The 11,537-nt window shown below is 41.8% G+C and carries 9 protein-coding genes and 2 pseudogenes; 10 read left to right on the forward strand and 1 reads right to left on the reverse strand.

Annotated elements, in window-relative coordinates; all coding sequences use genetic code 11:
* The 3 genes from ACQ5BJ_RS26075 to ACQ5BJ_RS26085 all read left to right on the forward strand — a co-directional run.
* Positions 1-3,083, forward strand: a 3,083-nt coding sequence (locus ACQ5BJ_RS26075) for a polymorphic toxin-type HINT domain-containing protein (RefSeq protein ID WP_430113428.1), incomplete at its 5' end; no start/stop codon positions are given.
* A 15-nt stretch (positions 3,084-3,098) separates the two neighbouring features.
* On the forward strand, positions 3,099-3,536 hold the full coding sequence (locus ACQ5BJ_RS26080) for a hypothetical protein (protein ID WP_040737102.1): 438 nt from the start codon (positions 3,099-3,101) through the stop codon (positions 3,534-3,536).
* Between the two features lie 411 nt (positions 3,537-3,947).
* Positions 3,948-4,685, forward strand: coding sequence for a helix-turn-helix domain-containing protein (locus ACQ5BJ_RS26085; protein ID WP_430112972.1), 738 nt, complete (start codon positions 3,948-3,950; stop codon positions 4,683-4,685).
* A 179-nt stretch (positions 4,686-4,864) separates the two neighbouring features.
* On the opposite strand, the gene ACQ5BJ_RS26090 is transcribed toward ACQ5BJ_RS26085, so the two are convergent.
* A complete protein-coding gene (locus tag ACQ5BJ_RS26090) occupies positions 4,865-5,065 on the reverse strand; it encodes a helix-turn-helix domain-containing protein (RefSeq protein WP_005551664.1) in 201 nt (66 codons plus the stop codon).
* Positions 5,066-5,234: 169 nt separating this feature from the next.
* On the opposite strand from ACQ5BJ_RS26090, the gene ACQ5BJ_RS26095 reads away from it, so the two are divergent.
* From ACQ5BJ_RS26095 to ACQ5BJ_RS26125, 7 genes and pseudogenes are all read left to right on the forward strand, one after another.
* A complete protein-coding gene (locus ACQ5BJ_RS26095; protein WP_262866890.1) occupies positions 5,235-6,011 on the forward strand; it encodes a recombinase family protein in 777 nt (258 codons plus the stop codon).
* Between the two features lie 231 nt (positions 6,012-6,242).
* Positions 6,243-7,481, forward strand: a complete 1,239-nt coding sequence (locus ACQ5BJ_RS26100; protein WP_430112975.1) for an IS110 family transposase — start codon at positions 6,243-6,245, stop codon at positions 7,479-7,481.
* Positions 7,482-7,540: 59 nt separating this feature from the next.
* A pseudogene (locus tag ACQ5BJ_RS26105) lies at positions 7,541-7,651 on the forward strand (RHS repeat-associated core domain-containing protein); the annotation flags it as partial.
* Between the two features lie 539 nt (positions 7,652-8,190).
* A complete protein-coding gene (locus ACQ5BJ_RS26110) occupies positions 8,191-8,598 on the forward strand; it encodes a hypothetical protein (RefSeq protein WP_005551658.1) in 408 nt (135 codons plus the stop codon).
* An 831-nt stretch (positions 8,599-9,429) separates the two neighbouring features.
* The gene (locus ACQ5BJ_RS26115) at positions 9,430-10,737 is read left to right on the forward strand and encodes an RHS repeat domain-containing protein (protein WP_430112978.1); all 1,308 of its coding nucleotides are present in this window, start codon (positions 9,430-9,432) and stop codon (positions 10,735-10,737) included.
* A gap of 19 nt (positions 10,738-10,756) precedes the next feature.
* Complete coding sequence (locus tag ACQ5BJ_RS26120; RefSeq protein WP_040737101.1) at positions 10,757-11,095, forward strand: hypothetical protein; 339 nt, start codon at positions 10,757-10,759, stop codon at positions 11,093-11,095.
* Positions 11,096-11,316: 221 nt separating this feature from the next.
* A pseudogene (locus ACQ5BJ_RS26125) lies at positions 11,317-11,537 on the forward strand (IS4 family transposase); the annotation flags it as partial.

An 11,537-nucleotide genomic window follows, 5' to 3' on the forward strand; every position in this document is an offset into this window, starting at 1 on the left:
CGAAATACATCGATGGCAACGGAAATGAAACGACGTATACGCATGATAAGCTGGGACGGATGATTGCGGAAATCTATGCGGACGGCACACAGACCGCCGTAGCATACGATGATGCAGCAAACAAAATTACGATTACGTACCCGAATGGTCAGCAAATCGAAAAGTGGTTCGACCCACTTGGAAATTTAATCAAAGAAACAAATGGCCGTGGCGGGGTAGCCAATCATACCTATGATCGCTATGGTCATATGATTCGAAAAGGCACCTTTGACGGCAATTGGATGGAATATGAATATGATGCTTGGGGACGCGTAACGAAAGAAAACTTCATCTATGGTCAAAACAGAATCGTATACGACGATGCCGCCAACACGAAGACGGCTTACGACGGCAGCAATAATGGAATACGGGAAACGTACGATGTAATGGATCGCTTGATTGCCAAAGAAGAAATCAAACCGTCTGGTCAAGCCGTGGTAGCCGCACGGTACGAATATGACTTGGCGGGGAATGTTCAGACTGCCTACGACGGCAATCACAATGCGACAAAATACGAGTATGATGTACTGGGCCGCCTGATCGCCGTTACAGATGCCGAAGGAAAGACGACGCGCTATCGGTATAACCTATCGGGAGATATGGTCGAGATCAAGTATGCGGACGGAAATACGGTTGAGAAACGGTATGATGAAATCGGCCGACTGCTGCAGCAGATCGATCCGAACAAGCAAAGCAAACGCTTCTACTATGATGCTAATAGTAATGTAGCAAAAAGCATAGACAGAAAAGGCCAAATCCAACAGTTCGAGTACAATAACCGCAATTTCCTGACTGCGGTCGTTGCGCCGGACGAGAGAATTTCGTACAGCTACGACGCAACGGGCAAGCGGACGGCAATGACGGATCAGACGGGAACGACAGCTTATGCCTACTATCCAACAGGTGAACTGGCATCGATCACTTATCCGGATCAGACCAGAATCAATTACGATTATGAAGTCAGGGGGCTGCGCACGGAACAGACCGTTGCGGCCGGGGGCTATAAGATCACGCAGCGAATAAGCCATACTAACATCCTGCCGAACCCAACAAGTATGGCCGTCTTAGATGGCAGCGGCTCGCAGCTCACGCAATTTGAATACAAATATGACGGCTCGTATAATCGCTTGACGGAGTTGAAATCCGCGCAAGGATTCTTGGAGAACTATGCGTATGATGGATTCAACCTTGCCGGCATTCAGCAGAAGCAAGGAGATGCGCCGCTTGGAAGCTACAGCTACACCTATGATAACAACCGCAACATTGTAGCGAAGAACGACAACGGAGCAGCCTATCAATTCAGCTACGATCCATTGAATCGGATCAAGACGTCAAGCCAGTTCAATGAAGCATATGCGTACGATCAACGGGATAACCGCAGCACCCTGCAAAGCGATCAGGTACCGGACATTAAGGGAGCAAGCTATGCGTACGATAGCCGCAACCGCCTGACCCAAGTGACGACGGAAGACGGCAAAGCCGTCAGCTACCGCTATAATGGGGACAACCTCATGGTAGAACGCACCGAAGGCGGTGTAACGACCCGTTACTACTATAACGATAGAGCGAAGATCGTAGCGGAAGGAAGAGTAGAAGGCAACGGCAGCATCACCATTACCGCATCCTATGTCCATGATTCGGACGGCAAGCTGCTGGCTCGTCAGGTACCAGGACAAGGCATGCAATACTACGTATCCAACGGACACGGCGACATTACTGAGATTCGGGATGCACAAGGAAATGTGCTGAACCGCTATACGTACGATATCTGGGGCAATCCATTGGTTCAGGAGGAGCAGGTTCCGAACATTTTCCGCTACTCAGGCGAATACTGGGATGCAGCAACGAGTCTGCAATATTTGCGGGCAAGATGGTATGATCCAAGTATCGGGCGGTTTATTAATGAGGATACGTACGAAGGGGAACTGGGTAACCCGCTGACGTTGAATCTGTATACGTATGTGCAAAATAATCCGTTGAAATATATCGATCCTAGTGGGAACAGATATATACCGTCAGAGATGAATTCCATTCTCGAAGCGACTATGAAGATAACATCTACAGAAAGTAAAGCATATTCATACGCTTATAACTTGTTAAGTCGAGAGTATGCAGATGTATATGATAATAATCGTTTTAATTATTTGTTTGGTTTATTAACGCAAACAAGTGCATACAAGAATAGTGCAGGAAATGCGGATTGGGCAAGAGCGGAGTTAGCCAAGGATTACAGTAAATGGCATCAGGAAATCTCCTTTGCGGAAGCTTTGGCTTCATTGGGGCCAGTAATCGGGGGCATAGGAAAAGCTAGAGAAGTTGGTGGAAAGGTTAGAGCGATTGGCGGATGTAACTGCTTCACAGCGGGAACCAAGGTTCTAACAGACGATGGAGAGAAAAATATCGAAGACATTGCGGTCGGAGATAAGGTTCTCGCCAAGGATGAGAATAACCCTGATGGAGAGTTGGCTTATAAGGAAGTAACGGGGTTATACCGCAACCAACGTGATGATATAATTAAGCTGAACGTTGGGGAGCAGATCATCGAGACGACAGACAACCATCCATTTTGGGTAGAAGAAAAAGGGTGGGTCTTCGCCGATGAACTCCAAGTAGGCGATAAGCTCCAAAAAGCTGACGGAAGCAATCTGATAATTGATAAGGTTGAGTTTGTTAATCTGGATGAACCAGTTACGGTTTACAACTTTACAGTTGCTGACTACCACACGTACTATGTAACGGATTTGGGCATTTGGGTTCATAATACGAATTGTAAGAATACCACCACTTTATGGGACATTAAAACAGGTGCTGACAAAAAAATATCTTATAAATTTAATGGGGATACCGTTACTGCTTATCGAGATCCTAAAACTGGGTTATGGTGGTCGAAAGATACAACTGGACATGCAGATTCAGCATACAAAGTATTTAAGGAAGCGAAAGGCGGTAAAGAACTTCACTGGGTTGCTGATTCAGACAAATTCGGCAATTATATTGATGGCAAACACAAAAGTTCTACTGGTACAGTAATCAAAATTAAATAGATTTGGGTGTGAGATATGTCTATATCAAAAACAGAGGCAATAAAGTTGTTCGAATTAGGATTCCAGAGACCTTTATATGCGGACACGGTATATCCACAGGACATATTTGAATATCAAGATGCCGTTTGGGTTGTGGGTGGAAGGATTTTACCATCAGGGGCATTTCTCTGCGAGGAAGAGGTTTTTAAGAAGGGAGTATGGATACCAAGTATACTCGATTTAATGTCATGGCTTGAGGATAATGATTGCAAATTCAATTTATCATATACTGGAATAGGTTATAAACTAAAAGTTAGTGATAGCCATGAAATAGAGTACTCCTCTAAAGGTGCAACTCCGGAGTTTGCCTTTTACAACGTCATCATTAAGATTCTCAAGAAGTATGGAGGGAATCCCGTTAATAAAGAAATTGAAGTAATTGAAGCGGAATTTATTGAAAGAGAGGATTTATAAAAAGATGTACTAAATGGACCTTGGAGGTTATGCCTTCAAGGTCTTTTTTAACCCCCACCCAGTGCCGAATGAATCGGGCGGCATGTCCCGAAAGAACCTAACCCTCATCAACCCCGTATGATATTTTTCCAATATGGTTGTACGCACGTATAAAGTGTTTAATAATATCCCCCTTTATGACAAACCTCCTTCATTGTCATAACTCCGTAATCATCAGATACCACCGTGTTTTGATGCAAATACCTTACCTTCGCTTTCTCACGGTTTGCGAAATAAATTGAAATTGTAAATAATATCGCAACTCTAAAGCTACATAGTCCGACTACTAGGCTGAGCGAATGATTTGGTAATGGCTATTAACCGGGATCAATCCGTTACCAATTAAATTCCAAAGAGAGAGGGCGTATTTGAATGACAAAGAGTATACAAGAGAGATTGATAGAATTATCGTTAAACGAAGAGTGGCATAATTTCTTTTGTCCATTTCAACAGAATATGTACTACATTCCGTATCCTCATATGATTAGAAAGTGTTACGGCTTAAGTATTAATGAGCGGAATGTATTGCTTGACATTCTATGTCATTTAGGAGAAAACGAGGTAGCATTCCCCCCCCTAGAAACAATTGCTTGTAACTTGGGTATCAGCGAGTCCACAGTAAAATCTGCTATTACTTCGCTTGAGGAGAAAGGATTTATAAAGACAGTTCGTAAAAGAGGTCATGTGAATCGCTACAGAATTGATCAACTGGAGAGCAATCCTTATATTGCACTCTCTGAAACCGTCCATTACTTTTTGAAAAATTACCAACCCAAATCGGTCAATAAGTCATTGGTTAGATCAGTTATTTCAACCATCATCAATGGCGATTCTTATGATGCATACGCTAATAGAATAAGGAAGGCCTACACGTCAACTGACGAGTTTTTTCCTGATGTTTTATATGACACATTATCGGCTTTGATGATGGAAATCAGGGGAAAACTAAAGGATGAAAAAGACACTGAGGTATCTCTACCGATTTATTCCGATTACTGTCACTACTTTAATCTGTATCTCGAAAGTATCGGATTTGATGATGGCGATGAATATGACTGGGAAGAATTCCTTAATACCGAGAACGAGGAAGACTCTACTCAAGATCAATAATTACGGTTCTCGAAGGTGGAATTAAACTATAGAACAGGTAATTTCCACTGTTAGATTAGCCAATTATCATCTTCGAGAGAGTCGTATATTATCTTAGAATAATAAGAACTTAATAAAAGTAAATAAAGAAGATTAAAAGAAATACTGACAGACACGCCGTTGGCGGTCGAATCGACTGCTCAATCAATCTCTATTAGTTCGTCAATACTTACATTCATTGACTTACAAACGAGTTCTAGTGTCTCTAAGTAAACCCTATCTACATTGTCAGAACATAGGTGGTTGATGGTGCTTGCACGTAGTCCTGTCATTCGTGCAAGTTCCCGCTGAGACATTCCTTTCTGCTCCAACAACTGACGTAACTTTACTCGAATTGCCATTTTAGCCTCCTAGAGGGTAACGCTTAACCGTGCTGAATATAAAGAGATTATATCACCGTGAATATAGAAAGTCATTGTCTGTTACGTTTAAGCGGTATATAATATGACTAATGATTCGGTTAAGCGTTACAATAATCTCAATTATCGTAACGGGTGAGGAGGAAACATCATGAATGTCATTGGTTACGTCAGGGTTTCTACAAGCGGACAAGCCAAGGATGGCTACAGTTTAACGTACCAACAAGATGAAATCCGCTCTTATTGTCAGGAGCAAGGATGGAACTTGCAGGACATCTTTACGGATGAAGGTATCAGTGGGGCGAAGGTAGATGAAGATGCTCTTGAAGTGGACAGAATTGGCTTTCAGAGCATGTTATCTGCCTTAGCCACCCAAACCTATGACGCTGTGGTTGTCCTCAATACAAGCCGTTTATGGCGGTCTGACATTGTAAAAGTATTGGTTCATCGTGAGTTCAAGAAGTTCGGCGTAGATGTGAAGAGCATTGAGCAGCCGACTTATTCTATACATAAAAAAGATCCAAATGATTTTCTCATCAATGGGTTGATGGAATTACTTGACCAATATCAACGACTTGAAATAGCTCTAAAGCTAAGTAGAGGACGCAACAAGAAAGCACAGCAAGGAGGATATGCAGGAGGACGGGCGGCCTATGGTTACAAAGCTCGTAAAGGACATAAAAGTATAGAAGTCCATGACAAGCAGGCTCAAGTTGTTAGAAGGCTCTTCGACTTGCGAGAGCAGTATGAGTCTTGGTCACTGTCTGAATTAGCATCACAACTGAATCTGGAAGGCTACACCACGCAACAAGGTAAATGTTTTACGAAAGTACAAGTGAAACGGATATTAGACCGCAAGGAATTGTATCAAGGTTTGTACCGTTACGGAGAATTTGAAGCTGTAGGGCTGCACAAAGCAATCATTTAACGAAGCATAGAAGGAATCAGAATTCGCTAGCGTATCTTTGCGGCTTGTCCGCTCGAACTGAGGATGCAACCTGATTTACAGACATGCTGTAAGCCATCCAAATTGGGTGGTTACGTATGGGTTGGAACTTTGTGCATACGATTCTCTATGTATTGCTTACTTGGTCTTATGCAGCTCTAACCTATCTGTAACCATTCAATAAAATTCAATTCATATAAGGAGCGAACAGTAATGATACAGCCAGATAAGCTTGTTTACGTGGGCGTAGACCTGCACAAACAGCATCACACAGCGGCGGTTATAATCGATTGTTGGAATCAGAAGCTAGATGAAATCAAGTTTGATAACAAGCCTTCCGCATTTACGCAGCTTGAGAAGAAATTAAAAAAATATACAAAGAACGGGCTATCAGTTGTATATGGTTTGGAAGATGTGGGTGGATACGGCAGAGCGTTAGCCGTTTACTTGAACGAAAAAGGGTGTTGGGTGAAAGAGGTCAATGCCAAACTAGCAAATGCAAGGCGTAAGAGCCATGTCACTGTTCAGAAGTCTGATTCATGGGATGCGGAATGTGTGGCTAAGGTATTAAGAGATAAACTTCCAAATTTACCAGATGCCAAACCCGTAGATTTTTATTGGGCAATAAGTCAGCTAGTTACGCAGCGTAAATGGCAAGCTAAAAACCTATCAGGAATAGTGAAACGTCTTCATCAGCAGCTCGGATACCATTACCCAAGTTATAAGAAGTTCTTTTCTGAGGTAGATGGAAAGACGGCGTTAGCCTTCTGGCATAAGTACCCCTCATCAAAGCATTTATCCGGTGTCGGGGCGGAGGAACTGGCGAAGTACCTTCGAAAGTTAAGCAATAATGGACTATCAATCAAGAAAGCGGAGCAAATACTCCATCTTATTGCTGAGGACGGCGATACATATCGGGGTTTTCAAGATAAACGGGATTTCCTTGTAAAGCGACTTGTACGGAGTATACGTTTTTATAAGAAAGAGTTGACTCGGATCGAACAAGAGATTAGAGACGTTATCAAGGAATTGGGTTTTCAATTGGAATCTATGACAGGGATAGATGTTGTAACAGCGGCAGAATTGGTAGCGGAGACAGGTGATATTCATCGTTTCTCTAACCCAGACAAACTTGCGCGGTTTGCGGGGGTTGCACCAATTTCAGTTGGATCAGGAGACAAGCATCGAAACTATAAGAGCAAGCAAGGCAATCGTGAACTTCATGATATCATTAAAGCGCTTGCAATTCGACAAATAGCAGTCACACGTGGGAAACGAGAGCCGCGTAATCCCTACTTCTACGCTTACTATGAGCAGAAAATGTCGGCAGGAAAGACTAAGCAGCAAGCCATTGTATGTATAATGCGTAAACTGGTTAACGTCATCTATTGCTTAATGAAGACCAAAGCAGTTTACACGATTCCAGAAGTACCCATTAAACAAGTAAGTTGATATACTAATGTTGGGCGGTGATTGGAAAACGGTTACCGTCCTTTTTATTGAATATAGTACGCTTTATTAACTAGGATACGTATGAAGGGGACATCAATGATCCGCTAAGTTTGAACTTGTATACGTATGTGGAGAATAATCCGCTACAGTACATTGATCCCACAGGTAATAGCAAATGTGCATTTACAGAAACTGCAATGGAATGCGTTGGGAACGGCAAAGGTGGAGGAGGCGGTTCTGCCAGTAACAGCTATGTGGGAAGTACAGTTGTTAGAGGTAACGCCTACGCACCTCCTCCGAAAATATCTCGTGTTTCGCCCAAGGTGAAATTTGAAGTTTCATGGAATGAAGCAAAATCATTTAACAAACTGAATATTGAAAAAGCATTAAAGCCTAAGGGGACGGGGAATGGTGCTAGTTCTTCAATTAAATCTGTAGATGATATATTGAAGGGGGCTAGTCCCGGTCGGGTTACCAAAGGAAAGGCGACGCAATACGGTAAGCCGGGAGGATACAAACATGCTTTAGATGATTTTAATAGCATGGGTGTAACCGGAGTAAAAGATATTCCGGGAGGTAAGGTAGGGAAACTTCCTGATGGAAGAACGATTAACGTTCGAGAAAAAAGCTCTGATGGACGACCTACACTTGAAATTTATGATGGAAAAAAATCAACCAAAATACGTTATGATGATTAAGGAGGGATAATTTGGAAGAGATTTGGGAAATATGGGAAGTTGGAAATGACCTAATAACAAAATATTATATTGAATCCGTAGCTGATAATATAGAGGGATTCCGTATAGTACTTTCTGATGCTACCGATGAATCTAAGAAAGTAGAAATATTATTCGAGGATTCGGTACATGCTTACAGAAGTACAGACGAAAGTTTTAGGCAAAGAACAATAAACAAACTTGATGAGCATTACGGGACTGAGTTCTATCGAAACAGCACTTTTTTCATGGTGACAAATTCGGAATACATTCAATGGCTATCCTTGCAGTCATATGGCATTGCTGACTCAGAGTCAGTATATCACTTTTCTATCTTAGCAATTGATTCAGTAGTGGATGTAATTGCCGCATACGAACCGAAGATTTCCAAACTATATTAATGTTTTGGGCGGTTAATCAATTTTGAGCTAACCGCTTATTCTTTTAATGGGGGCTACCCAGTGCCGAATGAATCCATCATTCAACCAAAATAACCCATACAAAAATGTAGAACAGGTTTACATTGTGACAGTAGGATCATACAATACAATGAACAAACCAAACACTAAACAATTTCACAAACATACTTGATAAACTTTCAAAGGCTTATTCCCACTTGAATGATAAGGAGGAATAAGCCTTTTTTGCATGCCTAAAACCAAAGGAGGATAATAACAATAGCAACAAAAACAGGGGGGGTTAACTGCACAAGCTCGAAGTAAAGTATGAATCGGTTAGAGAACAGACCGCTAAGACCAAGTGGACGAGTTAAAACATTCAGGATGAACCGATCACAGGTGATGACAAAAGTAAATCAGTTGCTTGACCAAGCAGAAAGATTGACCTAATTTGCAGATCATTAGACTCTTATGCGAGGCTAGAAACGAATCGCACATGAAAAAACTTGAAATTGAAGCATCTGTGCTGAAGGAGAAGTTTGCCTATAACGAAAATATGCTGACTCATATCCTACACCATCTACGTTGACATGTTAAGGAAAGCTAAGCAGGCTGTATTCACGTATACATTTGATCGCCTGACTAGAAAATGTCTGGAATTAGCGCAGATACTGGACAAATGAGACCTATCATTATGATGGATTCAACCTTGCCGGTATACAGTAAGTTCAGAATCATACAGCGTTCGCGAACTACAGCTACACCTATGATAACAACCGCAACATTGTAGCGAAGAACGACAACGGAGCAGCGTATCAATTTAGCTACGATCCATTGAACCGGATCAAGACCTCAAGCCAGTTCAATGAGACCTATGCATACGATCAACGGGATAACCGCAGCACCCTGCAAAGCGATCAGGTACCGAACATCAAGGGAGCCAGCTATGCGTACGACAGCCGCAACCGCCTGACCCAAGTAACGACGGAAGACGGCAAAGCCGTCAGCTACCGCTACAACGGCGATAACCTGATGGTAGAACGCACCGAAGGCGGCGTAACGACCCGTTACTACTATGACGATAGAGCGAAGATCGTAGCAGAAGGAAAAGTAGAAGGAAACGGCAGTATCACCATTACCGCATCCTATGTCCATGATTCGAACGGCAAGCTATTGGCTCGTCAGGTTCCAGGACAGGTTATGCAGTACTACGTATCCAACGGGCACGGCGACATTACCGAAATCCGGGATGCGCAAGGCAATGTACTGAACCGCTATACGTACGACATCTGGGGCAATCCATTGGTACAAGAGGAGCAGGTTCCGAACATTTTCCGCTACTCGGGCGAATATTGGGATGCGACAACGAATCTGCAATATTTGCGCGCAAGATGGTATGATCCAAGTATCGGGCGGTTTGTTAATGAGGATACGTATGAAGGGGATCTGGGTAACCCGCTGACGCTGAATCTATATACGTACGTACAGAATAATCCGCTGAAATATATTGATCCTAGTGGGAACAGATATATACCTTCAGAGATGAATTCCATTCTCAAAGCAACCATGAAGGTAACTTCCACCGAAAGTAGAGCATATTCATACGCTTATGACTTGTTAAGTCGAGAGTATGCAGATGTATATGATACTAATCGTTTTAATTATTTGTTTGGTTTATTAACGCAAACAAGTGCATACAAGAATAGTGCAGGAAATGCGGATTGGGCAAGAGCGGAGTTAGCCAAGGATTACAGTAAATGGCATCAGGAAATCTCCTTTGCGGAAGCTTTGGCTTCATTGGGGCCAATAATCGGGGGCATAGGAAAAGCTAGAGAAGTTGGTGGAAAGGCAGTAATAAATCTGCCAGAAACACGATGGATTAAGCATGACGTATATAACGAATTGAAGAGATTACAGTTAGACAAAAAGTTTGTAAAGGCTAAAGATATGGGGTATGCAAAAGCTCGTAAAGGTGCAGATGGAATAATTGATTTAAGTCAGAATGAAATAGTTAAATATAAAGGCTATACTTACAACTATAAAATTAAAGTTGCAGGAGCTCCAAACCATGTAAGAGTTTATGGGAGGATAGATGAAAACGGCGCAATGGTATTTGACTACATGACAAGTGGGAAAAAGTAGATGGAAAGTGGTGAAATATGTGGACTTAAAATCGATTGAAGAAACATTTAATAACGTTTATGACTTTGAAATATTGAAGCATAAAACGGGTCAACGCCTTAAAGAATTAGTTCAAAATTACCCCAACAATTTTCTGAAAGATGAGCAAGGAAGTTTGCCAAAAGGTTTAAATTATTCAGACTTAAGCATTCGGTACAAATGTGTAAATATATTCATAAATAATTTTGACAGGGAGGTTCCTTTTTTTAGAATTTGTTTTGATTTAGTTCATCCAATGACAGGAATTCAAATTTTCTATTATGATGTTGATTACAATATTGATGGTAAGTTTTCGGATGAATACTTTGGTAGATACTAATAGTTAGCTTACATCCGACCTTGAGTTTTGAACTGACCCCTGTCAAGTCAATGTCATTAAGTTAACTACTTTAGAATCCCGATTGCCACAAGATTTATGGTAATTGGGATTTTTCATTGATTAGGTAGACATAATAACACTTCACAAAAAGAAAAAACACTTGGCAAAGCTGGGGAATCGGCGTCCAATCCTTAAAGACAATTTTCAAGGAGGAACGCTGCATGAAAACGACGCTTAGACCTTCAAAAATCAAGGGAATTTTATCAAACAATATCAAATCAATGGCAGCTACACTGGATGACTATGTTAGGAGATCTGGTCACGACTTTTCAAGAAACCGAAAACTAACTTTTGAGACTATGCTTCAAATGCTAATCGGTATGGGAGGGAATAGCCTTTGTAAGGAACTCTACGAATGGTTTTCTTTTTCTAAAGATACAGC

Origin of the sequence: Paenibacillus sp. B1-35 (assembly GCF_050474385.1) — a bacterium.
Classification (GTDB): domain Bacteria; phylum Bacillota; class Bacilli; order Paenibacillales; family Paenibacillaceae; genus Paenibacillus_B; species Paenibacillus_B alvei.